At 63.0% G+C, this 26,518-nt stretch carries 24 protein-coding genes; 11 read left to right on the top strand and 13 right to left on the bottom strand.

Annotated elements, in window-relative coordinates:
• Position 1: 1 nt before the first annotated feature.
• The 4 genes from VF769_RS01545 to VF769_RS01530 all read right to left on the bottom strand — a co-directional run bounded on the left by VF769_RS01545 (position 2) and on the right by VF769_RS01530 (position 4,186).
• Positions 2–1,060 carry an aldo/keto reductase gene (locus VF769_RS01545; RefSeq protein ID WP_331006604.1) on the bottom strand — a complete coding sequence of 353 codons (1,059 nt, stop codon included), beginning with the start codon at positions 1,058–1,060 and terminating at the stop codon, positions 2–4.
• Positions 1,061–1,459: 399 nt separating this feature from the next.
• On the bottom strand, positions 1,460–1,906 hold the full coding sequence (locus VF769_RS01540) for a c-type cytochrome (protein WP_331006603.1): 447 nt from the start codon (positions 1,904–1,906) through the stop codon (positions 1,460–1,462).
• A 53-nt stretch (positions 1,907–1,959) separates the two neighbouring features.
• On the bottom strand, positions 1,960–3,252 hold the full coding sequence (locus tag VF769_RS01535) for a hypothetical protein (RefSeq protein WP_331006602.1): 1,293 nt from the start codon (positions 3,250–3,252) through the stop codon (positions 1,960–1,962).
• 70 nt (positions 3,253–3,322) lie between these two features.
• The gene (locus VF769_RS01530; RefSeq protein WP_331006601.1) at positions 3,323–4,186 is read right to left on the bottom strand and encodes an MBL fold metallo-hydrolase; all 864 of its coding nucleotides are present in this window, start codon (positions 4,184–4,186) and stop codon (positions 3,323–3,325) included.
• A 68-nt stretch (positions 4,187–4,254) separates the two neighbouring features.
• Here VF769_RS01530 and VF769_RS01525 point away from each other — a divergent pair, with 68 nt between their 5' ends.
• The 3 genes from VF769_RS01525 to VF769_RS01515 are packed head-to-tail and all read left to right on the top strand — an operon-like array spanning position 4,255 to position 5,781.
• Entirely contained in the window at positions 4,255–4,623 is a 369-nt protein-coding gene (locus VF769_RS01525; RefSeq protein ID WP_331006600.1) for a rhodanese-like domain-containing protein, read from the top strand.
• The gene (locus VF769_RS01520; RefSeq protein WP_349258075.1) at positions 4,623–5,393 is read left to right on the top strand and encodes a sulfite exporter TauE/SafE family protein; all 771 of its coding nucleotides are present in this window, start codon (positions 4,623–4,625) and stop codon (positions 5,391–5,393) included. The genes VF769_RS01525 and VF769_RS01520 overlap by 1 nt, the downstream gene beginning before the upstream one ends.
• Before the next feature lie 10 nt (positions 5,394–5,403).
• On the top strand, positions 5,404–5,781 hold the full coding sequence (locus VF769_RS01515) for a nuclear transport factor 2 family protein (RefSeq protein ID WP_331006598.1): 378 nt from the start codon (positions 5,404–5,406) through the stop codon (positions 5,779–5,781).
• Between the two features lie 50 nt (positions 5,782–5,831).
• On the opposite strand, the gene VF769_RS01510 is transcribed toward VF769_RS01515, so the two are convergent.
• From VF769_RS01510 to VF769_RS01490, 5 genes are all read right to left on the bottom strand, one after another.
• Positions 5,832–7,721: an acetyl/propionyl/methylcrotonyl-CoA carboxylase subunit alpha gene (locus VF769_RS01510; protein WP_331006597.1), complete on the bottom strand. Its 1,890-nt coding sequence runs from the start codon at positions 7,719–7,721 to the stop codon at positions 5,832–5,834.
• Between the two features lie 168 nt (positions 7,722–7,889).
• Positions 7,890–8,204 carry a hypothetical protein gene (locus VF769_RS01505; RefSeq protein ID WP_331006596.1) on the bottom strand — a complete coding sequence of 105 codons (315 nt, stop codon included), beginning with the start codon at positions 8,202–8,204 and terminating at the stop codon, positions 7,890–7,892.
• A 2-nt stretch (positions 8,205–8,206) separates the two neighbouring features.
• Positions 8,207–9,811, bottom strand: coding sequence for a carboxyl transferase domain-containing protein (locus VF769_RS01500; RefSeq protein WP_331006595.1), 1,605 nt, complete (start codon positions 9,809–9,811; stop codon positions 8,207–8,209).
• 13 nt (positions 9,812–9,824) lie between these two features.
• Entirely contained in the window at positions 9,825–10,814 is a 990-nt protein-coding gene (locus tag VF769_RS01495; RefSeq protein WP_331006594.1) for an NADPH:quinone oxidoreductase family protein, read from the bottom strand.
• Positions 10,811–11,971: an isovaleryl-CoA dehydrogenase gene (locus tag VF769_RS01490; protein ID WP_331006593.1), complete on the bottom strand. Its 1,161-nt coding sequence runs from the start codon at positions 11,969–11,971 to the stop codon at positions 10,811–10,813. The genes VF769_RS01495 and VF769_RS01490 overlap by 4 nt, the downstream gene beginning before the upstream one ends.
• Positions 11,972–12,097: 126 nt before the next feature.
• Between VF769_RS01490 and VF769_RS01485 the strand changes: the two genes are divergently transcribed.
• From VF769_RS01485 to VF769_RS01455, 7 genes are all read left to right on the top strand, one after another.
• A complete protein-coding gene (locus VF769_RS01485) occupies positions 12,098–12,979 on the top strand; it encodes a LysR family transcriptional regulator (protein WP_331006592.1) in 882 nt (293 codons plus the stop codon).
• Positions 12,980–13,061: 82 nt separating this feature from the next.
• Entirely contained in the window at positions 13,062–14,006 is a 945-nt protein-coding gene (locus VF769_RS01480) for a Ku protein (RefSeq protein WP_331006591.1), read from the top strand.
• Positions 14,003–16,477 (top strand): DNA ligase D, encoded by a 2,475-nt coding sequence (ligD, locus tag VF769_RS01475; RefSeq protein ID WP_331006590.1) that lies wholly within the window; start codon positions 14,003–14,005, stop codon positions 16,475–16,477. Before VF769_RS01480 ends, ligD begins: the two co-directional genes overlap by 4 nt.
• Before the next feature lie 58 nt (positions 16,478–16,535).
• Positions 16,536–17,294 carry a hypothetical protein gene (locus VF769_RS01470; RefSeq protein ID WP_331006589.1) on the top strand — a complete coding sequence of 253 codons (759 nt, stop codon included), beginning with the start codon at positions 16,536–16,538 and terminating at the stop codon, positions 17,292–17,294.
• Positions 17,295–17,364: 70 nt separating this feature from the next.
• Positions 17,365–18,165, top strand: coding sequence for a crotonase/enoyl-CoA hydratase family protein (locus VF769_RS01465; RefSeq protein WP_331006588.1), 801 nt, complete (start codon positions 17,365–17,367; stop codon positions 18,163–18,165).
• Complete coding sequence (locus VF769_RS01460; protein ID WP_331006587.1) at positions 18,165–18,716, top strand: hypothetical protein; 552 nt, start codon at positions 18,165–18,167, stop codon at positions 18,714–18,716. The genes VF769_RS01465 and VF769_RS01460 overlap by 1 nt, the downstream gene beginning before the upstream one ends.
• A 46-nt stretch (positions 18,717–18,762) precedes the next feature.
• On the top strand, positions 18,763–19,494 hold the full coding sequence (locus VF769_RS01455; RefSeq protein WP_331006586.1) for a DUF72 domain-containing protein: 732 nt from the start codon (positions 18,763–18,765) through the stop codon (positions 19,492–19,494).
• Between the two features lie 3 nt (positions 19,495–19,497).
• Here VF769_RS01455 and VF769_RS01450 read toward each other — a convergent pair whose 3' ends face one another.
• The 4 genes from VF769_RS01450 to VF769_RS01435 form a co-directional block, all read right to left on the bottom strand.
• Entirely contained in the window at positions 19,498–20,553 is a 1,056-nt protein-coding gene (locus VF769_RS01450) for a 2-oxoacid:ferredoxin oxidoreductase subunit beta (RefSeq protein ID WP_331006585.1), read from the bottom strand.
• On the bottom strand, positions 20,550–22,382 hold the full coding sequence (locus VF769_RS01445) for a 2-oxoacid:acceptor oxidoreductase subunit alpha (RefSeq protein WP_331006584.1): 1,833 nt from the start codon (positions 22,380–22,382) through the stop codon (positions 20,550–20,552). The genes VF769_RS01450 and VF769_RS01445 overlap by 4 nt, the downstream gene beginning before the upstream one ends.
• The gene (locus VF769_RS01440; protein ID WP_331006583.1) at positions 22,379–24,199 is read right to left on the bottom strand and encodes an FAD-dependent oxidoreductase; all 1,821 of its coding nucleotides are present in this window, start codon (positions 24,197–24,199) and stop codon (positions 22,379–22,381) included. The genes VF769_RS01445 and VF769_RS01440 overlap by 4 nt, the downstream gene beginning before the upstream one ends.
• Positions 24,200–24,282: 83 nt before the next feature.
• A complete protein-coding gene (locus VF769_RS01435; protein ID WP_349258074.1) occupies positions 24,283–24,966 on the bottom strand; it encodes a fumarylacetoacetate hydrolase family protein in 684 nt (227 codons plus the stop codon).
• Between the two features lie 136 nt (positions 24,967–25,102).
• Between VF769_RS01435 and VF769_RS01430 the strand changes: the two genes are divergently transcribed.
• A partial coding sequence (locus VF769_RS01430; RefSeq protein ID WP_331006581.1) for a hypothetical protein occupies positions 25,103–26,518 on the top strand: 1,416 nt, incomplete at its 3' end.

Here is a 26,518-nt window from a genome sequence, read left to right as displayed (position 1 = left end):
CTCAGGGGCAAGGATCCGGGTGGGCTGTATGCAAGGCGTTGACGCGCTGCTCCATTTCGTCCGTCCAGGGCGCATCGAACGCCGCCAAATCCTCCTCGAGCTGACGCACGCTGCTTGCGCCGACGATCGTACTCGTGACCCACGGCCGCGTATCGACAAATTTCAACGCCAATTGCACCGGCGTCACGCCCAGTTCGCGCGCGAGCTTCACGTAAGCAACGGTCATCTCCTCAGCGCCCGGCCCTTCATAACGTTGCAGGCGATTGTAGAGCTTGCCGCGTGAGCCCTCGGGCTTGGCTCCGCCGAGATACTTGCCCGTCAGCACGCCCTGCGCGAGCGGCGAATACGCCAGCAAGCCGACGTGCTCGCGCAGCGCCACCTCAGCCAAACCGCCGGTCTCGAAACGACGATTGAGCAAATGATAGGCGTTCTGGATCGACGCCAGGCGCGGCAAGCCGCGCGTATCGCTCTCAGCCAGATAGCGCATGACGCCCCACGGGCTCTCGTTCGACACGCCGATCGCGCGGATATTGCCCCTGTCGATGTGACGACCCAACGCTTCCAGGATATCGCCGAAGGCGATGAAGTCCTGCGGATAATCCTTGTACGTCTGAAACCCGAAGCCGCGGTACAAACGATCCGGCCAATGCACTTGGTAGAGATCGATATAATCGGTCTGCAGCCGCTTTAGGCTCTGCTCGACGGCATAATCAATCTGCGCGCGCGACAAGCGCACCTGACCATCTTCAAGCATGTCCTCCGGCCGAATCCATTTCATGTCGCGCGTGCGACCGGCGACCTTCGACGCCAGCACCACCTTGTCGCGGCCGCCGCGTGCCTTGAACCAGGCGCCGATCACCCGCTCGGTATTGCCCTGGGTGTCCGCCTTGGGCGGACTCGAATACATTTCCGCCGTGTCGAAAAAATTTACGCCGCGTGCGAGCGCGAGATCCATTTGTGCGAACGCATCGTCCTGCGGCGTCTGATCGCCAAACGTCATCGTGCCAAGACAAATTGACGACACCTTCACACCGGTGCGGCCAAGCTCACGGAGCTGCATGTGGATCCCCTCATTCAAAAAGGAGATAGGAGCCTGGCACGCGCGGGCGCCAGAGCAAAAAAACGCGCAAACAAAGGAAAAATCAGCGTTGCGATGTGTTGCTAATTTGTTCGCCTACACATCACCATACGCTGAAACGTCGCCTGACGCCGGCCGACCTCGACTGGCCCGCATTCCCTGCAGCACCATTGCTGCGCGCGGTTCTTTTCGTCGAACGGGAAGACAACTTGGCGCGCGCCGTGGCCCAGGTGTTGTGTGCTGCAAGAGCAATTGCAAACGGGAACCGGCAACGGCGCCGATATCTTCCGACACGCACAAGCAACACCCAACGCGCGCGCGCGTCAAGCTTCGTTGCGATCACGATTTCATATCTGCGTTGCGCGCGTTACGCGCGGAACGTCATTCGCTCGGCGGCGTTGCCGTCGCTTCGCTCGCACTCGGCAAGGTCGCGATGTAGGCTGTGATCGCGCGCGCATCCTCTTCGTTCAAGCGATAGGCCGGCATCGGCGGCAGCGGACGCGAACCATCTGGGCGCACGCCGGTTTGCAGGAACGCCGCGAATTGCTCTTGCGTGAAATGACTGGGAATACCCGCGAGCGGGGGTGCGACCGGGGCCCACGGCATCGGCATGGTCGGCGCGAAGCCAAGTGTGGCGCCCTGCAAGGATTGCGTCATGTCCGGCCCCTGCGGCGTCATCGGGGTATGGCAATCATTGCAGCCGCCAATCGCGGTCACGAGATACTCGCCGCGCGCGACAAGTTGTTCTTGAGTCAATTCCGTAGGCCCTTGCTGCGCACACGCGCCGAGAGCCGCCAGCGCAAACGCGCTGATCACAAAGTTACGCATATCCCTCTCCCCATAGTTTGCTGGCGGCTGCTTTACCGCCATTCCGTCATGAATCAAGACGCAGGCGGCGTTGGCGGCGTCACACCAGGCAAGAATTCCGACGCCGGCGCATTTGGCATGATCACAAGTATGTCAAAGCTCGAGATCAGCTGGCGTGCATCGGCTGAGAGATGCGCCCAACGCCGCGGCCGCAGCTTCCAGGCGCGCAAATCAATGATTGTGATCTCTTCGGTGCTGACGTACGGCGCAAGGAAAGACCAGCTCTCGGCAAAGCCCTGGTCGCACGACGTTGGCGGGCCGGCGAAGCCGGCTGTGGCGCCGCCTGGCCCACACGCAATGTAAATCGACAGCGAACTTCCGCCATTCTGCACCGCGAGTTCGTTGACGAAACCGCCTAGACCCTGCGCCATGGTGGGCGTCGCGCCACGATAGGCGTGATAACCACCGAACTTGAGCAACACGCGGGGGGCGGCGCCGTCCGCGCGTTCCGCCGCGCGATAGCGCGCGAGGAAATTCCGCTTCATCAGCGTTTCGCGCTCGACGTTGGAGAACCACGCTTCACCTTGTTCGGCGGAAAAGGGCCGATAGATGCGCTGCGATACGATCATCGCATCAACCAATTCAGCGTAGCGCGCATCCCGACGATGGGTCAGGCGCGCACGCAGCGCCTCAAGCGCCGCCGATTCCGATTGGCCAAGCCAGCTCAGATTGCCGCGTGCCGCCGTGGCGAGGCTCGCCGCCATCGTTCGCGCTTCGCCATCACGCGCATGGGCCGCGATCTCATCAAGCAACCACGGCGCTGCGCCAAGGAAAACTTGATCCAGCCCCCAGAGCGCCGGCTCACGTCGCGCCCGCGACGTATCCACGATCGTATCCGCTAATTGCGCTTCAGGCGTCCAGCTGAAGAACGGCGCGACCACCGCACCCCCGCGCGGCTCAATGAACTGCGCCCAACGGGTGACATCGCCTGCGCGCAACTCGCGCTCCATCGCTTCGGCGACCCAAGGGTCAACTTCGATAGCGGCGTAATTGAAGCCGATGGCGTTGAGATCGCGCCAATACGCTTCCACGAATTGCGCGATGGCAGCGTTGCCATGCTCTTCGCCGACAACAACAAATTGCGACTCAGCGCCCAGACGGCGCAGCACATCGCCGCCGGGGCCAATGAGCCTTCCATTTTCCAGCCGCGCGGTCGTGCGCGAATGTTCGATCAGCGCCGGCAATAACGCCTCTCCGGTGACGCCTTGTGGCGCGGGCGGCGGCGGCGTAGGCGGCTCGGCGAAGGCAATGCCCGTGGCCAGCGCTAAGGCTGACAGGCTTGCAGCCAGACGTGCGGCGAATTTCATTGGATCCCTCCCATTCTATAGGCAGGGATGCACGCGCCACCGGCTTTGGATGCCGTCGGCGCGCGGTTTTCTAGAGGGCGTCTAGAGGCAACTTCAGATAGCGCACACCGTTCTCCTCCGGCGGCGGCAATTCTCCGGCCTGAATGTTGACCTGGATCGACGGCAGGATCAGCACCGGCATTTCCAGCGTCTTGTCGCGCGCTTCGCGCATGGCGACATATTGCGCTTCACTCACGCCATCGCGCAGGTGCACGTTCTGCTTCTCGGCCGCAATGGTTGTCTCCCAGGCGAAGGTATCGCGCCCTGGCGCCTTATAATCGTGGCAGAGAAATACGCGCGTATCGTCGGGCAACGCCAGCAGCTTGTGAATGGAGCGATAGAGCGTGCCGGCGTCGCCGCCCGGAAAGTCACAGCGCGCCGTGCCGTAATCCGGCATGAATAACGTGTCGCCGACGAATATGGCGTCGCCGATCAGATAGCTGACGCAGGCCGGCGTGTGACCCGGCGTGTGCAGCACCTTGATCTCCAACTCACCCAGTTGCAGCACTTCGCCGTCGCGCACCAGACGATCGAACGGACGACCGTCCGCGGTGACGTAGGCGAGATTGAACACGCCCTTGAACACGTGCTGCACCGTCTTGATGTGTTCGCCGATCACGATCGGGGCGCCTGTCGCCTGCTTTAGAAAAGGCGCCGCGGACAAATGATCGGCGTGCGCGTGGGTCTCAAGCAGATAGGCGACCTTCACGCCCTCTTCGCGCACCGCGTCGAGGAGCGCTTGGGCGGAGTGGGTCGCGGTGCGGCCGGACTTTTGATCGAAATCAAGCACGCTATCGATGATCGCGGCCGCCCTGGTGACGGGATCCCACACCAGATAGCTCACCGTGAACGTGGGCTCATGGAAGAAGGCGCGGACTTTTGGCGCTGTCGTCATGATCATCACCTCTTGCGCTTTATATTAGATATTCCTAATATCTTTTGCAAGCCATTAGGAGACCCGCCTTGAGCACGCTCAATCCCATAAACGCCGCAGACCTCAAACGTAAGCTTGAAGCCGGCGAGGCCGTCTTGGTCGATATTCGCGAGCCCAACGAGCACGCGCAGGAGCACATCGCCGAGGCGCGCCTCGCACCGCTCTCCAGCTTCGATCCCGAGGCGCTGGCTGATTGCCGCGACAAGATTGGCGTGTTCCACTGCAAGTCGGGCATGCGCACCCGCACCAACGCCGCCAAGCTGGCGGCGTGCGGTTTTGCCGAGGCGTATTTCCTAGATGGCGGCATCGAGGCGTGGAAAGCGGCCGGTTTTGACGTCCGCCGTCAACAATCGGCGCCGACCTGGCCCTGGAATCGCGGCAAGACCAACGGATCGTGATCGAACTCGCCGACATCCTTGCGATCATCAGCGGCGCCGCCGTCGGCTTGGTGCTGGCGCTGATCGGCGGCGGCGGCTCGATCCTGGCGACGCCGGCGCTGCTCTACGTGGTCGGCGTCGCCAATCCGCATATGGCGATCGGCACCAGCGCGCTCGCCGTTTCCATCAACGCCTTCGCCAACCTCATCCCGCACGCCCGCCGCGGTAATGTGAAATGGCGCTGCGCGGCGGTGTTCGCCGGCTCGGGTATCGCCGGCGCCGCGCTCGGCGCCTCGATCGGCAAGCTCACCGACGCCAAAATCCTGCTGCCGCTCTTCGCCGTGGCGATGATCGTGATCGGCGTGCTCATGCTGCGCCCGCGTAAGAGCGAGGGCGACAGCGACGTCGTGCTCAACCGCGAGAATGCCCCCAAGCTCGTCGGTTACGGCCTCGCGGCCGGCGCCGTTTCCGGATTCTTCGGCATCGGCGGCGGCTTCCTGATCGTGCCCGGCCTGATCGCCGCCAGTGGCATGACCATGCTGCAGGCCGTCGGCTCCTCGCTCTTCTCCGTCGGCACATTCGGCGCCACCACCGCCGCCACCTATGCGCTCGACGGCCTCGTCGATTGGCGCATCGCCGGGCTTTTCATCTTTGGCGGCGTGGTCGGCGGCGTGATGGGCGCGGGGCTCGCCGAACATTTGGCCAAGCAGCGCGGCATGTTGCAGCGCGTTTTCGCGGGCGTGGTGTTCGCCGTGGCGATCTATATGCTCTATCGCTCGTTCGCCGGTTAGGGAGCCCGACATGAGCGCATTGGAAAAATGGTACGCCTACGCCAAGAGCCATGATTCGAAGGCGCTCTGGGAGCTGCTCGCGCCCGACGCCGTCTTCGAAAGCCCCGTCGTGCACACCCCGCAACGCGGCCGCGAGATCACCTTCAAATATCTCGACAGCGCCCTCAAAGTGCTCGGCGGCGACGGCTTCCGCTATATCGGCGAATGGACAAGCCCCCACGGCGCCGTGCTCGAATTCGAACGCGAGATCGACGGCATCCGCATCAATGGCGTCGATATGATCAGCTGGAACGAATCCGGCCAGATCACCCACTTCAAAGTCATGATCCGCCCGCTCAAGGCCATCAATCTCTTGCATCAACTCATGGGCGCGCAGCTGCAGAAGTGACGCGTCGCGCTCGCGCCGCCCCCGTCCCACGCGGGCGCGGGCGCCCCGGCCTATTGCTTCTCAAGCTTCGCCAACACCACGCCCTCACTCACTTGCGCCCCTGCGCTGGCGTTGAGTTCAGCAACAACGCCGTCGAACGGCGCGGTGAGCGTGTGCTCCATCTTCATGGCTTCGAGTACGAGGATGGGGTCGCCTTTTTTCAACTGCGCGCCGGCTTTGGTAGCGACAGAGACGATTTTGCCGGGCATGGGCGATAAGATCGCGCCATCGCCGGCGGCGGCTTCGCCATCGGCGTGCGCGCCCATGTCGAGCGTAAACTCGTAAGCTTCGCCATCTTCGAACACGACGATCGAATGGCCGACGCCAATGGCGTCAATACTGCCGTCGCTGGGATATACGCCAGGCTCGGCAGGCGCTGTTTCAAACGCTTCGGCGCCCACGCGCATGCGCACTTTGATTTGCGCCGGCGCATTGATGCGGAAGCCGCCCAGCGACGTCCACGGCGTGCGTTCATCGGTTTGCGTCTGGCCCATGAAGCGCGCGGCGGCGTAGGCCACGGCGTCGGCGCTTGGTGGCGGGCGATGCCACAGCGCCTCGCCGCGCGCAGCGATCAGGGACGTGTCGACCTCGCCTGCTGCGAACGATTCGTCGTCGAGACAGCGGACGAGGAAGCCGGCATTGGTTTTCACCGGGAACGCTTCGACGTCAGCGCATGCCTCGCGCAATTGCGCGATCGCGTCATCGCGTGTGTCAGCGTGGGTGATAATTTTGGCGATCATCGGATCGTAAAACGGGGTGACCTCGTCGCCATACTCGACCGCGGCGTCGGTGCGCGGGCCGTACGGCAAATGCAGATGTTCAAGTTTGCCTGTGCTGGGAAGGAAGCCGGTGTCGGGATTTTCAGCGTAGAGCCGCGCTTCCATGGCGTGGCCATTGATCGCAAGTTCGCTCTGTTTCAGCGGCAGCTTCTCGCCGCTCGCCACGCGCAGCTGCCACTCGACTAAGTCCTGCCCGGTGATCTCCTCCGTCACCGGGTGTTCGACTTGCAGGCGTGTGTTCATTTCCATGAACCAGATGCGGTCGCCGCGCAGGCCTTCGCTGGCGTCGGCGATGAACTCGATGGTGCCGGCGCCGACATAGTTCACCGCGCGCGCCGCCAGCACCGCCGCGTCGGTGACGGCTTTTCGCGTGGCCTCGTCCATGCCCGGCGCGGGTGCTTCTTCGATCACCTTCTGGTGCCGGCGCTGCAGCGAGCAATCGCGCTCGAACAGATGCACGACAGTGCCGTGCGTATCGCCGAACACCTGCACTTCGATATGACGCGGGCGCTGCACGTACATTTCGAGCAGCACGCGATCGTCGCCAAACGCTGCCGCCGCTTCGCGCTTGGCGGACGCGAGCGCCGCTTTGAACTCGGCCCTCTTCTCGACCTTGCGCATGCCTTTGCCGCCGCCGCCGGCGACGGCTTTGATCAGCACCGGATAGCCGATCGCGTCGGCCTCCTTCTGCAAACGCTCTTCGCTTTGATCTTCGCCGAGATAGCCCGGCGTCGTCGGCACGCCGGCTTCGGCCATGAGTTTCTTCGCGGCGTCCTTGAGGCCCATGGCGCGGATGGAGTCCGGCTTCGGCCCGATCCAGATCAGGCCCGCATCGATGACGGCTTGCGCGAAGTCGGCGTTCTCGGAGAGAAAGCCGTAGCCGGGATGGATCGCCTCGGCGCCGGTTTGCTTCGCGGCGGCGATGATCTTCTCGCCGCGCAGATAGCTCTCCTTCGCCGCGCTCGGCCCGATGTGAACGGCGTCATCCGCTTCACGGACGTGCAGCGACTTCGCGTCGGCATCGGAATACACAGCCAACGTACGCACGCCGAGACGCTTGCACGTTCTGATCACACGCCGCGCAATTTCTCCGCGGTTGGCAATGAGCACAGATTTCAGCATGCGCGCACCATTCCCCTTCTCCCTTGCGGAGAAGGGGTCAGGGGATGAGGGGCGTTCGACCGCCTCGGCGCCTGCTCGTTTGAACGCCCCTCACCCCGCCGCTGCGCGGCGACCCTCTCCGCAAGGGAGAGGGTTATTATCCGAGCGCGATTTGCGATGAGGACGGCTTTAAGCATGCTCGCCCTCAAAGACGACTTCGAAATAGACGTTCTTTGCCGCGCCGGCTTGAACTACGGCATTCGTGAGTTCAACGAATTCCGCCTTGCCGCATTGAACGTCTGCGCTGTCGGTCGAGAATTCTTGCAGCGGCTGAAACGCCCCGTGTTCGGTGATTCTGAACCCCTCGACTCCCGCAAGCTCCTGCCCCGCATTCGTCGCGCGAGTTATGAATTCAAGCGCGTCACTCGCGCTGAGGAGAAATAAGCGGTCAGAATCAACAGCTCTTGGCGCAAATTCAGTGCGCAGGTCGATGAGACTGGTCATGCTCACATCCTAAACACGCCAAAGCGCGTCTCCGGTATCGGCGCGTTCAAGCTCGCACTGATCGCCAGCCCCAATACGTCGCGCGTTTGCGCCGGATCAATGATGCCATCGTCCCACAACCTCGCCGTCGCGTGGTACGGATCGCCTTCGGCTTCGTATCTCGCGCGAATGGGGTCTTTGAATTTTTCTTCGTCCGCCTTCGCCCAGCTCTCGCCTTTCGCTTCCATGCCGTCGCGCTTCACTTGCGCGAGCACGCTGGCGGCTTGCTCGCCGCCCATGACGGAGATGCGGGAGTTGGGCCAGGTGAAGAGGAAGCGCGGAGAATAAGCGCGGCCGCACATGCCGTAATTGCCGGCGCCGAACGAGCCGCCGATCAGCACGGTGAACTTCGGCACTTCGGCCGAGGCGACGGCCGTCACCATCTTTGCGCCGTCCTTGGCGATGCCGCCGGCCTCGTATTTGCCGCCGACCATAAAGCCGGAAATGTTTTGCAGGAACAGCAGTGGAATGCCGCGCTTGCAGGCGAGTTCGATGAAGTGCGCGCCCTTTTGCGCGCTCTCGCTGAACAGGATGCCGTTGTTGGCGAGGATCGCGACGGGGAAGCCCCAGATGCGCGCGAAGCCGGTGACGAGCGTCGGGCCATAGAGCCGACGGAATTCGTCAAGCTCGCTGCCGTCGACAATGCGGGCGATGACTTCGCGGACGTCGTACGGCGTGCGGACGTCGTCGGGGATGACGCCATAGATGCTTTCGGCGTCGTACGCGGGCGCGATCGGTTCGCGCAGATCGAGGCCAACCTTCTTGACTGTGTTGAGGTTCGCCACGATGCGGCGGACGAGGTGCAGCGCGTGCGCGTCATCTTGCGCGAGATGATCCACCACGCCGCTCTTGCGTGCGTGCAAATCGCCGCCGCCCAGATCTTCGGCGCTGATCACTTCGCCGGTCGCGGCTTTCACCAGCGGCGGCCCGCCGAGGAAGATGGTGCCTTGGTTGCGGACGATGATTGTTTCATCGCTCATCGCCGGCACGTAAGCGCCGCCCGCGGTGCATGAGCCCATGACGCAGGCGATTTGCGCGATGCCCTCGCCCGACATGCGCGCTTGGTTGAAGAAGATGCGGCCGAAATGGTCGCGGTCCGGGAAGACTTCGGCCTGGTGCGGCAGGTTCGCGCCGCCGCTATCGACGAGATAGACGCACGGCAGCTTGTTCTGCATCGCGATCTCTTGCGCGCGCAGATGCTTCTTCACCGTCATCGGAAAATAAGCGCCGCCCTTCACCGTGGCGTCGTTGGCGACGATCATCACTTCGCGGCCGGAGACGCGGCCAATGCCGGTGATGATCCCCGCCGCCGGCGCTTCGTGATTGTAGAGATCGTAAGCCGCAAGCGCGCCGATCTCGAGAAAGGGCGCGCCAGGATCAAGCAAGCGCTCCACCCGCTCACGCGGCAGCAGCTTGCCGCGCTCGGTGTGGCGCTTGCGATGCTGCTCCGGCCCGCCAAGCGCGATCTGCGCGGTGCGCTCTCGGAGCTGCTGCGCGAGGCCGCGGTGGTGCGCGGCATTCTTGGCGAAGGCTTCCGAATTGGGATCGATTTGCGATTTGAGTTTCATGTGTCGATCGATCTTAAGGCTTCAGGATGACGCGCCCGACGCAGGCGCGCGAGGTCATGCGCGCGACGCCCTCGCGCCACGCATCCAAAGGAAAAACGCCATCGACATGCGGCCGGATCGCCCCACGCGCCCAAAGCTCGGTCAGCGTGCGCATCGTCTCGCGCCGCTTATCCGGGAAACGCCGGCTATACTCGCCCGCACGCACGCCGATGACGGCGACATGCTTGATCAAAGCGCGATTGACCGAAAGCGTTGGAATGTCGCCCGAAGCGAAGCCGATCACGAGCATGCGGCCCGCGAAAGTGAGGCACGATATCGCCTCAGCGAACAGATCGCCGCCAACAGGATCATAGACGACATTGACGCCACCGCCCGAAATCTCGCGGACGATGTCTTTGAACGGCTTGGTCGTATCGATCACGTGCGCGTCCGGCGCATAAGCGCGCAACGCGGCGCGCTTATCTTCGGTGGATGCGCCCGCGATCACTTTCGCGCCAAGCGCCAAGGCCAGGTCAACCGCCGCCAAGCCCACGCCGCCGGCGCCGCCGAGCACAAGCACCCATTCGCCGGGCTGCACATGCGCGGCGTGCACGAGCGACACGTGCGCGGTGAGATAAGCGGACGGAAACGCGGCGGCTTCCTCGAAGCTCACGCCTTCCGGGATCGGCGTCAGCCCAGCCGCCGTGCAATATTCCGCGAATGCACCGGTGACAGCCCCGCCCGTGACGCGCGCGCCGATTTCAAGCTTCGCGCCATCGCCCACAGCAACGACCTCGCCCGCAAAGTCACCACCAAAGATAAACGGCAAATCCGGCTTGTGCTGATAGCCGCCGCTCGTCATCAGCAGCGCCGGAAACCCAAGCGCCGCCGCATGCACGCGCACCAACGCCTCACCCGCTTTAGGCGAAGGCGTCGGCATATCGACGATCTCAACGCCCTCAAACGCTTCGCTGAGCCGTGTCACTTGCAGCGCGCGCATATGTGCGGGCGTCTTTTCACTCATGCGCCAATGATCTCCCGACCGATCAAGAAGCGGCGCACTTCATTGGTGCCCGCGCCGATGTCGTAGAGCTTAGCGTCGCGCAGGAAGCGCTCAACTGGGAAGTCGCGCGTGTAGCCCGCGCCGCCGAGCGCCTGGATGGCTTCAAGCGACACTTTCACCGCGCTTTCCGAAGCGTAGAGAATGGCGCCCGCCGCGTCATGGCGCGTGGTCTTGCCCGCGTCGCAGGCTTTCGCGACGGCATAGACGTAGGCGCGCGCTGAATTGAGCGCGACGATCATGTCGGCGACCTTGGCCTGCATCAGCTGGAACGAGCCGATGGCGCGGCCGAATTGCTTGCGCTCGCGCACATAGGGCAACACGACATCCAGGCAGGCTTGCATGATGCCGAGCGGCCCGGCCGCAAGCACAGCGCGCTCATAATCGAGGCCGCTCATCAGCACGCCGACGCCACGGCCAACGCCGCCCATCACATTCTCTTCCGGGACTTCGCAATCTTCGAACACAAGCTCGCCGGTGTCCGAGCCGCGCATGCCCATTTTGTCGAGCTTCTGGCTGGTGCTGAACCCCTTCATGCCGCGCTCGATCAGGAACGCGGTGATGCCGCCTGAGCCGGCTTCGGGGTTGGTCTTGGCATAGACGACGAGCGTGTTGGCTTCCGGCGCGTTGGTGATCCAGAATTTCGTGCCGTTGAGCACATAGCGATCGCCCTTGTGCTCGGCGCGCAATTTCATGCCGACGACATCGGAGCCCGCGCCCGCTTCGCTCATGGCGAGCGAGCCGACATGCGCGCCGCTTATGAGCTTCGGCAAATACTTCTGCTTCTGCTCCGGCGTCGCCCAACGCCGGATCTGATTGATGCAGAGATTGGAGTGCGCGCCATACGAAAGGCCGACCGACGCCGAGGCGCGGCTCACCTCCTCCATGGCGACGACGTGTTCGAGATAGCCGAGCCCCAGGCCGCCATCCTCTTCGGCGACGGTGATGCCGTGCAGGCCGAGCTGGCCCATTTCGGGCCAGAGTTCGCGCGGGAATTTGTTCTGCGCGTCGATCTCGGCGGCCATCGGCGCAATGCGGTCAGCGGCGAATTTGCGCGTGGTGTCGCGAATGGCGTCAGCGGTTTCGCCGAGCTGGAAATCGAGTTGGTAGGAGTCAGTCACGGGGTGGCTCCATTCGGGCGTCCGAAACACCGAAAGCCGGCTGGAAGCCGGCGGCCCGCAGACCGTAATTGATTTGCAGCGCCAATTGAAATTGAACCAAAGGAACAGAACTGATAGACATTACCTATGGATCGCTACCTGCTGCGCTATTTCTTGGCCGTGGCCGAGCTCGGCTCGTTCTCCAAGGCGGCGGCGCGGGTGAACGTGACCCAGCCGACGCTTTCGGTCGGCATCGCCAAGCTGGAGAGCGAGGTCGGCGCGCGCTTGTTCGAGCGCACAACGCGGCGGGTGTCGCTGACACCCGCCGGCAGCCGCTTCCTCGGCCACGCCCGGCGCATCACCCAGGAATACGAGGCTGCCCTCCGCGAAGTCGCCGAAGCCCCGCGGCTCAAACGCGTCCGCGCCGGCATTCTCTCGACCATCCCTGCGCGCGATCTCGAACGCGTCGTGGCGCATCATGCCAAGCACGCCAACGCGGAAGCCTTGGAATTGCTGGATTCCACCGAGCGCGACATCGCCAATCGCTTGAGCGACGGCCGCCTCGATGCCGCGCTCACCATTCTGCGCCCCAACCTCGAGAGCTTCGCGCAAGAGACGCTGTGTACGGAGCCTTACGTCTTGTTTGTCAGCGCGACGCACAAGCTCGCCGCGGCCGAAAGCATCGACGGCGGCACGTTGGCGGGCGAAACCATGATCGTGCGCCGCCAATGCGAGGGTCTGCCGGAGATCAGCCGTTATTTCACCAATCGCGACGTGCGCCCCTCGTTCAGCCTGCGCACGCTGAGCGATGACCGCGCGCTCAGCATGGTCGCCGCCGGCTTAGGCATCACGGTCGCGCCCTTAAGCTTCAAAAAGCCCGGGCTCAGCGCCATTAGACTCAACGGCTTCGACCTCACCCGCGACATCGGCTTGGTTTTCTCCGATCGCGCGCGCGACCAAGGCGCACCGAGCGCGTTCGTGGAGGCTGTCCGCGCCACGTACGGCGTTATGCGTCGCAAAACGAGGTAAACGGCCCCCGCGCGCGTTGCCGCCATGTCAGGCCAATGTTACGCTTGCGGAACGTTGGGTCATACAAGGGCGTTTGCCTCTCATGCCACCTCCAGCTCGTCCCGTTTGGACTGGGCAAATCCGGCTCGCCCTCGTGGCGTTGCCGGTGAAGCTCTATTCCGCCTTGGATTCACGCGAGAAGATCTCGTTCAACCAAATCCATGAGCCGTCCAAGCAACGCATCAAATACGAAAAGGTCGTGCCGGGCATCGGCGCGGTTGATAAGGACGAGATCGTCAAAGGCTACGAATTCTCCAAGGGCCGCTACGTGCTGTTCTCGGATGAGGAATTCGACGCCCTGAAGGTGAACTCAAAAAAGACGCTCGACATGGTGCAATTCGCGCCCTCCGAGACGATCGACCCGATCTATTTCGACAAACCCTATTACGCGCTGCCGGACGGCAAACTTGCGGACGAGCCCTACCGCGTCGTGCGCGACGCGCTGCGCCGTTCCAAGACGGTGGGCCTTGGCCAAATCACGATGCGCGGGCGGTCCTACATCGCTGCTGTGAAGCCTTATGAAGACGGCCTGATCGTTGAGACCGTGCACTACGCCGAAGAGCTGCGCGCGGCGAAGTCCTTCTTCGATGAAATTCCGGACGGCAAATCCGATCCCGATTTGGTCGACCTCGCCGAGGAATTGATCAACCGCAAGAAAGCGAAATTCGATCCGACCAAATTCGAGGACGAATACGCCGCCGCGGTCGAGCGCCTCGTGAAGAAGAAGATCGAGCGCCATGGCGAACTGGTTCTTGAAGACCAGGAGGAGCCTTCGCCCGATTACGGCGACAACGTCGTCTCGCTGGTGGATGCGCTGAAGAAGTCGTTGGCGAAGAAAGCCGCAGGCAAAGCGGCAGCCGCGAACGACGACGAGGATGAAGCGCCAGCCAAACCCGCCAAGCGTCCACGCGCCGCCGCGGAAAAGGTGAAGGCCGCGCCGCGCGCCAAGGCGCCGGCGAAGACCGCGCCTAAACGCGCGAAGAAATGAAGAAGCCCGCCAAAAGCGGTGCAAAGAAAGCGGCGGCGTCCAACCACCTAGGCGGCCTCGCTGAATACAATCGCAAACGCGATTTCGGCAAAACCAGCGAACCGGCCGGCGGCAAACTCAAAACCGCCGGCGGCATGTTCGTGGTGCAAAAGCATGCAGCCACGCGTCTGCACTATGATTTCCGCCTTGAGCACGATGGCGTGCTAATGAGCTGGGCCGTACCGCAAGGTCCCTCACTCGATCCGACCGTGAAGCGCCTCGCCGTGCGCACAGAAAATCATCCACTCGAATACGGCGCCTTTGAAGGCGTGATCCCGAAGGGCGAGTATGGCGCGGGCGCGGTGATCATCTGGGACGACGGTAAGGTCAAATGGATCAACGATCCGGCCGAGGGGATGCAGAAGGGCGAATTGAAATTCGTGCTGAGCGGCGAGCGGCTCAAGGGCGAATTTCACATGGTCAAGATCAAGCCGCGCGAAGGTGAGCGCGGCGAACCGTGGTTGCTCTTCAAGTCACGCGATGCTCATGCCGGCAAGGAGGATCCGACGCGCGCTGTGACGAGCATCAAGACGGGCCGCACCGTTGAGGATTTGAAAGCCAAGGGCGGTCGTGTCTGGAGCAAGGGCGGCGAACGCGCGCCGATGACCAAGGCGCCGAAATGGGGGTTCGTTGAGCCGGCGCTGTGCACGCCCGTCCAGACACCGCCCGATGGCGATAAATGGATTCACGAAATCAAATATGACGGCTATCGCATGCAAGCAGCGGTCAGCGGCGACGCGGTGCGGCTTTACACGCGGACGGGCCTCGATTGGACGGGCAAGTTCAGCCAAGTGGCCAACGCGCTCGGTGCGCTTGGACTAAAGGATGTTCTGCTCGATGGCGAAGTCGCGGTGGCGGACCCGAGTGGGCGCACGAGCTTCTCCACGCTGCAACGCTCACTCGAAAACGGCGACGCCAAGGGTGTGTCGTATTTCGTGTTTGATCTGATCGCTGAGGGCGATAAGGATCTGCGCAAGACGCCGCTACTCGAACGCAAGGCGCGACTCGAGATGCTACTCAGAGGCGCTCACGCGCCGATCCGGCTTTCGCCCTACGTCGAAGGCGATGGTCCACACGTACTTGAAGCGTTCGCCGAAAAGGGTCTTGAAGGCGTCGTTTCTAAGAAGGCGGATTCCAACTATCGCGCGGGCCGCACGCAATCCTGGCTCAAAGCCAAATGCGTCAACGAGCGGGAATTCATCATCATCGGCTATCAGCCCTCGCTCAAAGGACGGCAATTCGCATCGCTCATGCTCGCGGAGCGCGTGAAGGGCGAACTCACCTATCGCGGCAATGTCGGCACCGGCTTCAACGATAAGACGCTCGCCTCCCTCGCAGCGCAGCTCGCAAAGCTCGCGCGCGGGAAGCCCGCACTCACCGTCCCGCGTGAAGCGGCGCGCGGCGCCAAATGGGTGGAACCGAAGCTCGTGGCGCAGATTAAGTACGCCGACATCACCCCCGACGGCGCCGTGCGGCATGCTGTTTTTCTCGGGCTGCGCGGGGACAAGAGCGCGAAAGACGTGAACGCCGAAACCGAGGTCCCCGCTCTCCAATCACGCGTGCGCCTTACGCATCCCGATCGCGTGCTCTTTCCAGCAGCCGATATCACCAAGGCCGAGTATGCGGCCTATCTGGAAATGGTCGCAGCCCGCATGGGCCCGCACGTTTTCGGGCGACCCGTCAGCCTTGTGCGCGCGCCAGATGGCGTCGGCGGCCAGCAATTCTTCCAGAAGCATGCGATGGCCGGGGCGCCGAAGGAGATTAAGACCATTCCAATCGCCGAGTCCGATGGGAAGGACGAACACTATCTCACGCTTCCGAATGCCGACGCGTTGGTCGGGTGCGCGCAGATGTCCGCCCTCGAATTGCACATCTGGGGCGCGCGGAACGACGCGCTCGAGAAGCCGGACCGCATGGTGTTCGACCTCGACCCGGACGAAGGCCTGGACTTCGCTTTTGTTAAACGCGCAGCCTTTGACCTCAAGGCCCTGCTGGACAACGCCGATCTGCCTTCCTTCGCCATGCTGACCGGCGGCAAGGGCATCCATATCGTGCTCAATCTGAAACGCCGCGCCGATTGGGACGAAGTCAAAGGCTTCGCCGCTGGCTTCGCCGAACAAGTCGCGGCGCTCGATCCGAAGCGCTTCGTCGCCAACATGTCGAAGGCGAAACGCAAGGGTCGCATCTTCATTGACTATCTGCGCAATGGCCGCGGCGCGACGGCAATCGCCCCCTATTCCACACGCGCGAAGCCTACAGCGCCGATCGCCGCCCCCGTGAGTTGGGATGAACTCAAGACCATCCCCGAAGCGTCGGCGTTCAAGATGAAAGACATGCGCGCGCGGCTTGAAGAACCCGATCCCTGGGCGATTTATGCGGACTCCGCCGTTTCACTTACCAAAGCCGCGCGCGCCAAGCTCGGCCTCGATTGAGCGTTCCACGCTTGCGTCCCGCTTCCGCGATGCTAGAGCACGCGCAGGAGATTTATCTATGCGCAGCACCATCCTCGCCCTCGCCGCTCTGACCGCGCTTGCCGCTTGCGGCCAGCAGGAAGCTGCAGCGCCGCCGCCGGTGGAAGAAGTCGTGCGCCGTGTCCCCGCGCCATGGTTCATCTGCGACGCCATCGATGCGCCAGCCGTTTTTGTATTCAATCGCGACGGTGTGAATGTGCAGGTCGCTGAGTACGACAAGCCCAACGGCGCCGTAGTGCAGCGTATTGGCTACGAGGTCGGCACAGAGGAAGGCGCGGCTGGGAGCATAGTCACTGAGCTCTTCCGCGACATGGGCGTCGATGGCTCCGTGCGTCAGGTCAATCCGGGCATGCTAGAGAATCCGGGCTCCGCCTACACGTTGCCGTTCACGTCAATCAACTTGGATAGCCGCACCATCAGCTGCCGTTGGATGCCGCGCACGCGCGTGCTGGGCGTCACCGGCCGCCGCTCCATCGTGGTATATGAAGACCAAAGTGGCGATCTGATCTACAATTCCTACGATTACGCACAGGCCGCGAACGCCCGTCCGATCGAGGTCAGCGAGAATGGCCGCACGACGCCCTTCAGCGCCGAAGTGCGTGACGGCGCGGAAGTCACTGATGCGACGGGCACGGCATTCTCGTTCGAAACGCAAGGCGTGCGTTACGTCGTCACCGTGCGCCGCGACGGCACTGGCCAGCTCGACGCCTACCAGAATGGGACGCTGCTGCAGACCGAGCCTTTCATCGCCTACGTTGAAGGCCAGGCCGCTGGATAACGTCGAAGCGTAAGGAATTGTCGCCCCGCCGATGATCGTCTAAGCCGGCCACGCCTATTGGAGCTCGCACATGACGTTCGCCACGTACGAAAAGAAGGGCCGCGTTGCGGTCGTCACGCTGAACCGGCCAGAAAGCCGCAACGCGATTGCGACACAGCAGGATTGCGACGATCTCTCCGCCGCGCTGCGCCGCGCCAATGACGATCGCGAGATCAACGCTGTCGTATTGACCGGCGCGGGCAAATCCTTCTGCGCCGGCGGCGACCTCAAAGCCATCCGAGAACGCACGGGCATCGGCCCACGCGAGGAGCCGGACGATACGCGCGCGAACTATCGCCGCGGCGTGCATTCCGTGATCCGCGCGCTGGCGGACGTTGAAGTCGCCACCATCGCCGCGATCAACGGCCATGCGATCGGTCTCGGCCTCGACATCGGCATACTCTGCGACATCCGCATCGCTGGCGCCTCGGCCAAGATGGCGTCGAGCTTCGTGAAAGTCGGCATCATTCCTGGTGACGGCGGCGCATGGATTTTGACCAATGCCATCGGCGCCTCGCGCGCGGCGGAATTGGTGCTGACCGGCGACACGATCGACGCGGAGGAAGCCGTGCGCTTCGGCTTGGTGAGCCGCGTCGTGCCAGATGAGCAATTGTTGGACGAAGCGTTGAAGCTGGCGGAGCGCGTCGCGGTGAACCCGCCGCGTTCGATCCGTTTGGCGAAGCGCTTGTTGCGCGAGGCGCAGCATGGCCGTCTGAGCGACGTGCTGGAGCTTTCGGCGGCGTTCCAGGCGTTGGCGCACGAGACGGCGGACCACAAGGAAGCCGTCAACGCCTTCACCGAAAAGCGCACGCCGAAATTCACCGGTGCCTGATGGCGGCGAAATTGCCGCTCGCCGTCGATCTCGACGGCACTTTGATCAACGCTGACCTCTTCAGGCGCGCCATGCTGCGTTTCTGCAGCGCCGCGCCGTGGAACGTGTTCATGCTGCTGGCATGGCTCACGCGCGGGCGAGCGTATGCGAAGCAGCGGCTGACGCGTTTGTATCCGGTCGATGCGGCGACCCTTCCCTACAATTCCGCTTTCGTTGCGTGGTTGCGCGAGGAGCGCACTGCTGGTCGCGTGATTGCGCTGGCGACCGCGTTTGATCAGGGCGGCGCGGATGCGGTCGCGGCGCATCTGGGCTTGTTTGATCACGTGTTCGCTTCGGACGGCCGCGCCAATCTCAAATCCGCGAAGAAGGCGGGCCGATTACGGCGCGCGTTCCCGGATGGCTTTGTCTATGCGGGCAATGAGCGGGCGGATTTGAAGGTGTGGGCGGCGGCAAAAGCGGCGGTTGTCGTGAACGCTTCGCCCGGGCTGGAGCGCGAGGCGGCGCGGCGGTTTGAGGTGGAACGCGTCTTCCCGCGCGACGAACGCGCTTGAACGCACCCAGCCCAGCGCCAATGTTGAAAGCGAAAAGGAGGCGCGCATGATCCGTGTCGGCATCGGCGGCTGGAATTACGAGCCTTGGGAGGAGACCTTCTACCCGCCTAAGCTCGCCGCCGCGAAACAGCTCGAATACGCCAGCAGCAAAGTCACGGCGATTGAGATCAATTCGACCTTCTATCGCACGCAAACAGCCGCCTCATTCAAGAAATGGGCGGCGGCAACGCCAGAAAATTTCATGTTCTCGGTGAAAGCGCCACGCGCCGCGGTGCAACGCAAGGATTTGCGCGAGGCGGCCCAATCGATCGAATGGTTCTTCAGCAGCGGCTTGGGCGAACTCGGCTCAAAGCTCGGCCCGATCTTCTGGCAAATGGCGCCCTACAAGAAATTCGACGCCGACGAGATCAATGCGTATTTCGACATGCTGCCGGAGAAGCTCGGCAAACTGAGGCTGCGCCACGCTATCGAAGTGCGGCACGCCAGCTTCGACTGCGACGAATTCAAAACCATCGCGCGCGAGCGGAACATCGCTGTCGTGACCGTGGAATCCGAAAAGCACCCGCTGATCGTCGAGCCCACCGCGGATTTCTCATATGCGCGGCTGGAGCTGACGCAGGCTGAGGAGCCGACTGGCTATCCAAAGCCAGCGATCAAGAAATGGCTGAAGACCGCTCGCGATTGGGAGAAGAGCGGCGACGTCTTTCTCTATTTCATTTCTGGCGCGAAAGAGCGCAACCCAGCGGCCGCAATGGCGATGCTCGAGATGCTGAAGTAGCGATCAACGCAAACTGGCGTTGATCTTTTCGAGCGCGCTCAGCGGCGGGATCAGCTCTTGATCAGTCAGCTTGTTGAGCTGGCAATCCACGGTGTTCAGGCCATCATGCAGATCGCTGGCCTCCGGGTCGACATACAGCAAGCCGGTCACGATCTCGCCTTCTGTCGCCTTGCGCGCCAGGTAGCCGAGCGCGGCGTTACGGTCGGTCGCGTCGTAATCGTGCTCCAGCTTACGCAGGCGCAGGATCGAGCCGTCGTGCTGGACAACTTCTTTCAGTTCGCCCGGCTTGTAATCTGCGCGGATCGGGGCACGCGGGCTGATCACATCCATGCGGTTCACCGCCTCGTTATGTTCGCGCACATAATCGAAGCTCTTGGTCGAACCGACGTGGTTATTGAAGGCGACGCACGGGCTAATCACATCAATGAACGAGGTGCCCTTGTGCGACAGCGCGCCTTTGATCAGCGGCACGAGCTGAGTCTTGTCGCCGGAGAACGACCTGCCGACATAGGTCGCGCCAAGCTGTAGCGCGAGCATGACGAGATCGATGGGGCTATCCTTGTTTTCCGCGCCCTTCTTGGCCTTCGAGCCCTTGTCGGACGTCGCGGAGAACTGACCTTTGGTGAGGCCGTACACACCGTTATTCTCGCAAATGTAGGTCATGTTCACGCCGCGGCGGACGGCGTGACAGAATTGGCCGAGGCCGATCGAGGCGCTGTCGCCGTCGCCCGAGACGCCGAGATAGATCAGATCCTTCGCCGCAATGTTGGCGCCCGTCAGCACCGAAGGCATACGACCGTGCACGGCGTTGAAGCCGTGCGCCGGACTCACAAAATAATCCGGCGTCTTCGACGAACAGCCGATGCCCGAGAATTTCGCCAGCCTGTGCGGTTCGAGATCGATTTCGAAGCAGGCTTGAATGATCGCGGCGCTGATCGAGTCATGGCCGCAACCAGCGCAGAGCGTGGAGATACGGCCCTCGTAATCACGGCGCGTGAAGCCGACCGCATTGCGCTCCAGCGACGGGTGATGCAGCGGCGGCTTGGCGAGATAGGTCATTTCGCTTTCTCCGGCAGCGCGGCGGCCTGGCCTGCCTGCAGCTTCTCGGTGATGTCCTTGATGATGAAGCGCGCCGTGATCGGCGTGCCGTCATAGTGCAGCACGGAAACGAGACGCGCGGGATGCACGCCGCCTTCGTTCACCAGCAACGATTTGAGCTGACCGTCGCGATTCTGCTCGACAACGAACACCTGCTCGTGGTCGCGAATGAAGTCGAACACCTCGTTACTGAACGGGAATGCGCGCACACGCAGCGCGTCGAGATGGATGCCGTGGCTCTCAAGCGCACAAAGCGCTTCTTCCATCGCCGGATCCGTCGAGCCCATATAGATGACGCCGTCCGGCGTGCGCTTCTTGGCCTTCTTAATGATCGGCGCCGGCACGTGGGATTTCATCGTGTCCCATTTGCGCAGAAGGCGCTGCATGCCCTCGGTGTAATCCTCACCCTTTTCGGAATAGCGCGCGTCCTTGTCATGGCTGGAGCCGCGCGTGAAATACGAGCCCTTGGTCGGGTGTGTGCCGGGATAGGTGCGATACGGCACTGCGTCGCCGTCGACATCGCGATATCGGCCAAACGGCACACCCTGCTCCAGATGCTCGTACGTCAGCACCTTGCCGCGATTGAGACGGCGTTTCTCGTCCCATTTGAACGGCTCGGTCAGCCATTCCTGCATGCCGATATCCAGCTCAAGCATGACGAACACGGTCGTCTGGAAGAAATCGGCCAGATCAAACGCCTGCGCACCGAACTCGAAGGCTTCCGTCGGATTGCCTGGAAACAGCATCGGATGCTTGGTATCGCCGTGCGACGCATACGCCGCGAGCAGCAAGTCCGATTGTTGTGTGCGTGTGGGCATGCCCGTGGACGGGCCGCCGCGTTGCACGTCGAAAATGACGGCGGGAATCTCTGCGTAATAGGAGAACCCGACAAACTCATTCATCAACGAGATGCCAGGTCCAGAGGTGCAGGTGAACGCGCGTGACCCCGCCCAGCCGGCGCCGATGACCATGCCGATGGACGCGATTTCGTCTTCGGCCTGCACGATGGCGAAGCGATTCTTTCCATCTGCGTCCTTGCGCAGCATCGTGCAATACTTCTGGAAGCTCTCGGCCAGCGAAGTCGATGGCGTGATCGGATACCAGGCGCAGAACGTCGCGCCGCCATAGACGGCGCCGAGCGCTGCTGCATCATTGCCTTCAGCGAAGATGCGATCGCCGACCTTATCGCTGCGCTGCACGCGCAGCCCAATCGGTGCGATGTTGGCCTCCGCATACGCCCGCCCCAGCTCGAACGCTTTGAAGTTCGGCTGGATGAGCTTGTCCTTGCCTTTGAACTCTTCGGTGAGCAATTGCTTCACCGTGTCGCTTTCGAGCCCCAGAAGGTGCGCGAGCACGCCGACATAGCAGATATTCTTGAACAGCTGCCGCTCGCGCGGGACGGAAAACTCTGCCGCGATCAGTTCCGTGAGCGGCGCGCCAATGATTGTGATATCGTCACGAAACTTAGACGCAGGCAGGGGCTTCGATGAATCATAAAGCAGATACCCGCCCGGCATGATCTCCTTGAGATCGGCGTCCCAGGTCTGCGGATTCATCGCCACCATGAGGTCGACGCCACCGCGCCGGCCAAGCCACCCCGCCTCCGACACGCGCACTTCATACCAGGTCGGCAGGCCCTGGATGTTCGACGGGAAGATGTTGCGCGCCCCGACGGGCACGCCCATGCGCAGCACCACCTTCGCGAACATGCCGTTCGCGCTTGCGGAGCCCGAGCCGTTCACATTGGCGAACTTGACCACGAAATCGTTGGTCGCGGCGATCGGTTTCATTCAGCAGCCACCGGCTTGGGCGCGCGCTTGCGGGGGCTCGGTTTGGAGCCGCACCCAGCGTGCGTCACTTCGAGATAGAATTGCTGCATATCCCATGCGCCCGTCGGGCAACGTTCAGCGCACAGGCCGCAATGCAGGCAGACGTCCTCATCCTTGACCATGATGCGATCGGTCTTGAGTCCGTCGCCAATGTACAAATCCTGCGTCAGATTGAGCGCCGGCGCATTGAGGCGATCACGCAGCTCCGTCTCCTCGCCGTTTTCGGTGAAGGTGATGCAATCCATCGGACAGATGTCGACGCACGCATCGCATTCGATACAGAGATTGCCCGCGAACACGGTCTGCACGTCGCAATTCAGGCAGCGTTGCGCTTCCTTGTAGCCGAGCAGCGGGTCGAAGCCTTTCTCAACCTCGACCTTCACGTTGCGCAGCGCCACCTCGTTTTCGACCATCGGCACCTTGTAGCGCAGATCGAGTGAGACATCGTTGTCGTACGACCATTCGTGGATGCCCATCTTTGTGGACATCATCGATACACCGGGCGCTGGGCGCTTGCTTACGTCTTGGCCGTTTAGAAAGAGGTCGATCGAGACGGCGGCATCATGTCCGTGTGCTACGGCCCAAATGATGTTCTTGGGACCGAACGCGGCGTCGCCGCCGAAGAACACATTGGGAATGCTTGACTGGAACGTGGCCTGATCCACGACCGGCATGTCCCATTTGTCGAATTGCATACCGATGTCGCGCTCGATCCATGGGAAGGCGTTCTCCTGCCCGACAGCCATCAGCACGTCGTCGCACTCATAATGCACGTCCGGCTCGCCTGTCGGTTCGAGCTTCCTTTTTCCGTCCTTCTCCACCCAATGCATTTTGGTGAACCACACGCCGGTCAGCTTGCCGTTCGCGTGCGTGAACTCGCGCGGGTTGAGGAAATTGATGATCGGGATGCCTTCGTGCTGGGCGTCTTCCTTCTCCCAGGGGCTCGCCTTCATCTCATCGAAGCCAGAGCGGACGATGACTTTCACGTCCTCGCCACCCAAACGGCGCGAGGTGCGGCAACAATCCATCGCCGTGTTGCCGCCGCCGAGCACGATCACGCGCTTGCCAATCTTGTCGACATGCTCGAACGACACGTTCGAAAGCCAATCAATGCCGATATGCACGTTAGCGGCGGCCTCCTTCTGCCCCGGCAGATTGAGATCGCGGCCACGCGGCGCGCCGGTGCCGACGAATATGGCGTCATACCCCTCGGCGAGCAGCGCCTTGAGCGAGTCCACGCGCTTGCCGAAATGCGTCACCGGCTCATAAGCCAGAATGTAATTCACCTCTTCGTCGATCACGCTTTCCGGGAGGCGAAAGCGCGGAATTTGCGTGCGGATCATACCGCCGCCCTTGGCTTCGCCGTCATAGATGTGAACTTCGTAGCCCAACGGCAGCAGATCGCGCGCGACCGTCAGCGACGCCGGCCCTGCGCCGACGCAGGCGACGCGCTTGCCGTTCTTCTTCGCGGCTTTGGGCGGCATCAATTGCGCCACTTCGCCCTTATTGTCCGCCGCGACCCGCTTCAGGCGGCAGATCGCCACCGGCTCTTCTTCGACGCGCCCCCGCCGACACGCTGGCTCGCACGGGCGGTCGCATGTACGTCCGAGAATTCCCGGAAAAACGTTCGACTTCCAATTGATCATGTACGCGTCGGCGTAGCGCTGCGCGGCGATGAGACGGATGTACTCCGGAACAGGCGTGTGCGCGGGGCAAGCCCATTGGCAGTCGACGACTTTGTGGAAATAGTCCGGCTGCCCGATGTCGGTGGGCTTCAAGTCGCCTCCTCCTGGCTTATTTTGCCCCAGCCTAAAGCGCGGCGCGCACTACGCAAGACAGGTAAGTTGCGAGCGATTCGCAGTTATTGCGGCGCGATCTTGAAGCTCAATTCGGGCAGGCCGTTGACGCCGCACGTCACCACATCGCCGGCGACGATTGGACCGACTCCGGCTGGCGTTCCAGTGAAGATCAAGTCGCCCGGTTGCAGCATCCACGAGCGCGAAAGATGCGCGATGATTTCCGGCACACTCCAGATCATGTCGCCCAGCCGAGCATCTTGCTTGGTGTCGCCATTGACCGCGAGCCAGATGCGCGCGTCGGCAGCGGGCGGAGTCCTAGTGATGGCGCTGATCGGGGCGGATTGATCGAAGGCCTTGGCCGTATCCCACGGCGCGCCCCCCTTCTTAGCCTCGGCCTGACGGTCGCGACGTGTGAGGTCAACGCCGACGGCATAGCCCCATACATGCTGCGCGGCGTCTGACTCGGCGATGTCGGCGCCGCCCGCGCCAATCGCCAGCACGAGTTCCACCTCATAGTGCAGGTTCGCAGTGTTGGTCGCGTACGCGATATCGGCCCCGCTCTCCACGACCGCGTCGGCCGGCTTCGTGAAGAAGATCGGCGGCTCGCTCTTGGGATCATTGCCCATCTCGCGGACGTGACCCGCGTAGTTCCGTCCGACGCAAAAGATGCGCCGAACCGGAAAACGCCCCTCGCTGTCTAGGACAGCGACTGAGGCTTGGACGGGCGGCTCGAATACATAGGTCATACGCATGCTTTGAACATGCCCTGGCCACCGCCGCCAAGCCCCGCTTTTCGTCGCTTTTCCGGTCTCCAAATCGAAGCAATCGCTTGCGAACCAGTCGCGCCTGCCGGATTCTTCTACGTCTCTCGCGGGGATATAAATGGAATGGCTGGTCATCCTGGGCCTTGGCGCCTGGGTGTGGCTGCAATCGCGGCGCATCCGAACGCTGACGCTTGAGCTGACCGAGCTCAGGCGCGCCGTGGCGCGCCCGCCCGCCCCTGCCGCCATGGGCGAAGACGAACCCCTGCTGTTGACCGAGGTCGTGCGCGACGACGAATTGCTGCTGGACGCGCCGCTTCCAGCCGCGGCGAACGACGCCACCGCAGCGCTGGAACCTTTTGCATGGCCCGCGCCGCCAAGCGTCAGCGAAGCGGCGGCGACGCTGGCGCTGGCGCTCACTTTGCTCGCGCCGGCGCTGGCGGACCTGAGCGGATGGGCTCCGGGTCTGGTGACGGCGCTGGTGGGCGCGGCGGCCGCCGCCGGATTTGCCGTTGCGGGCTGGCGACGTTGGCCGTGGCTGGCGGTGACAACACTGACCGGTCTTTATGTCTGGTTCGCGTTTGCGCTCGGCGGCGGCGATGTGTTGCGCGCGATTACGCTGCTGGCCCTGGCCGGGATTGGCGGCGCAGCCATGGCGTTGCGGCCGCCGCATAACGGCGACGCGACGGCGTTCGGCTGGGGCCAGGTGCACGCGGCGCTGCCGGCCATCGCGATCGTCGCGGGCAGCGTGCTCTCCATCTGGACCTGGTTCGACACATCGCCGACCGGCGTCGGCTTGGTTCAGGCGCCAACAGTGCTGGCGACCGGATTGTGCATTCTGGCGGCGCTGGCGGTACGCGCGGGCGCGGCCGCGCCGCTGACGTTCGCCGTCAGCGTTTCCACCCTGATCATCGGCTTCATGGCGCATCTCAATGTGCGCGAAGGCGCGCTGAGTCCCGCCTTCTATCCCCTCATTCTCACCGCAGCTTTTGTTCTTGCCGCCGCTGCTTATCTGGCCCGACCGACTCGCGAGACGGATGCGCTCGTGGCGGGCGCGGGCGCGGCGGGCGCCAGCTTGCTGGCGCTGCTGGCGGCGTTCTCGCGGCTGGATTGGCATGGATTCACTGCTTTTGCTCCACTGTTCGGGGTCGCGGCGTTGATGTGCGCACTCGCGTGGTTGAGCGCGCGCCATGCAGCCGATGCTCAGGGCGACGCCGTGGTGGACATCTGGATGAGCGCGGGCGCCGCGTTGGCGCTGCTAAGCATAGAATCGGCGTTCGCCGAATCCGCACGCGTGCTCGCCCATGCCGGCCTGAGCCTTGTGCTCACTGCGGCTTATGCGCGTCTTGGCTGGCGCGCGTTGCGCTTTGCCGCGCTGATCGCCGCCGCCTTTGCGCTGGGTCACGCCATGAGCCCCACGCTGTTCCGGCTCGCCGGCGATGGCCTCATCACGTTGCTGGCGGCGCTCGCCATACTCGCGGGCGCCGGCGCGCTCTTGTTCGGCGCTTCCCGCTTGGCCGCACGCCGCGGCGAGCAC

Source organism: Vitreimonas sp. (assembly GCF_036392335.1).
Lineage (GTDB): Bacteria > Pseudomonadota > Alphaproteobacteria > Caulobacterales > Aquidulcibacteraceae > Vitreimonas.
The sequence above is the reverse complement of the archived record's forward strand: the minus strand, read 5'-3'. Positions and strand labels throughout refer to the sequence as shown.

Excerpts from the sequence above, each read along its gene's own strand:
- VF769_RS01545 (WP_331006604.1), bottom strand. The coding sequence starts at position 1,060 with ATGCAGCTCCGTGAGCTTGGCCGCACCGGTGTGAAGGTGTCGTCAATT.
- VF769_RS01540 (WP_331006603.1), bottom strand. The coding sequence starts at position 1,906 with ATGCGTAACTTTGTGATCAGCGCGTTTGCGCTGGCGGCTCTCGGCGCG.
- VF769_RS01535 (WP_331006602.1), bottom strand. The coding sequence starts at position 3,252 with ATGAAATTCGCCGCACGTCTGGCTGCAAGCCTGTCAGCCTTAGCGCTG.
- VF769_RS01530 (WP_331006601.1), bottom strand. The coding sequence starts at position 4,186 with ATGACGACAGCGCCAAAAGTCCGCGCCTTCTTCCATGAGCCCACGTTC.
- VF769_RS01515 (WP_331006598.1), top strand. The coding sequence starts at position 5,404 with ATGAGCGCATTGGAAAAATGGTACGCCTACGCCAAGAGCCATGATTCG.
- VF769_RS01510 (WP_331006597.1), bottom strand. The coding sequence starts at position 7,721 with ATGCTGAAATCTGTGCTCATTGCCAACCGCGGAGAAATTGCGCGGCGT.
- VF769_RS01505 (WP_331006596.1), bottom strand. The coding sequence starts at position 8,204 with ATGACCAGTCTCATCGACCTGCGCACTGAATTTGCGCCAAGAGCTGTT.
- VF769_RS01500 (WP_331006595.1), bottom strand. The coding sequence starts at position 9,811 with ATGAAACTCAAATCGCAAATCGATCCCAATTCGGAAGCCTTCGCCAAG.
- VF769_RS01495 (WP_331006594.1), bottom strand. The coding sequence starts at position 10,814 with ATGAGTGAAAAGACGCCCGCACATATGCGCGCGCTGCAAGTGACACGG.
- VF769_RS01485 (WP_331006592.1), top strand. The coding sequence starts at position 12,098 with ATGGATCGCTACCTGCTGCGCTATTTCTTGGCCGTGGCCGAGCTCGGC.
- VF769_RS01480 (WP_331006591.1), top strand. The coding sequence starts at position 13,062 with ATGCCACCTCCAGCTCGTCCCGTTTGGACTGGGCAAATCCGGCTCGCC.
- ligD (WP_331006590.1), top strand. The coding sequence starts at position 14,003 with ATGAAGAAGCCCGCCAAAAGCGGTGCAAAGAAAGCGGCGGCGTCCAAC.
- VF769_RS01470 (WP_331006589.1), top strand. The coding sequence starts at position 16,536 with ATGCGCAGCACCATCCTCGCCCTCGCCGCTCTGACCGCGCTTGCCGCT.
- VF769_RS01465 (WP_331006588.1), top strand. The coding sequence starts at position 17,365 with ATGACGTTCGCCACGTACGAAAAGAAGGGCCGCGTTGCGGTCGTCACG.
- VF769_RS01460 (WP_331006587.1), top strand. The coding sequence starts at position 18,165 with ATGGCGGCGAAATTGCCGCTCGCCGTCGATCTCGACGGCACTTTGATC.
- VF769_RS01455 (WP_331006586.1), top strand. The coding sequence starts at position 18,763 with ATGATCCGTGTCGGCATCGGCGGCTGGAATTACGAGCCTTGGGAGGAG.
- VF769_RS01450 (WP_331006585.1), bottom strand. The coding sequence starts at position 20,553 with ATGACCTATCTCGCCAAGCCGCCGCTGCATCACCCGTCGCTGGAGCGC.
- VF769_RS01445 (WP_331006584.1), bottom strand. The coding sequence starts at position 22,382 with ATGAAACCGATCGCCGCGACCAACGATTTCGTGGTCAAGTTCGCCAAT.
- VF769_RS01435 (WP_349258074.1), bottom strand. The coding sequence starts at position 24,966 with ATGACCTATGTATTCGAGCCGCCCGTCCAAGCCTCAGTCGCTGTCCTA.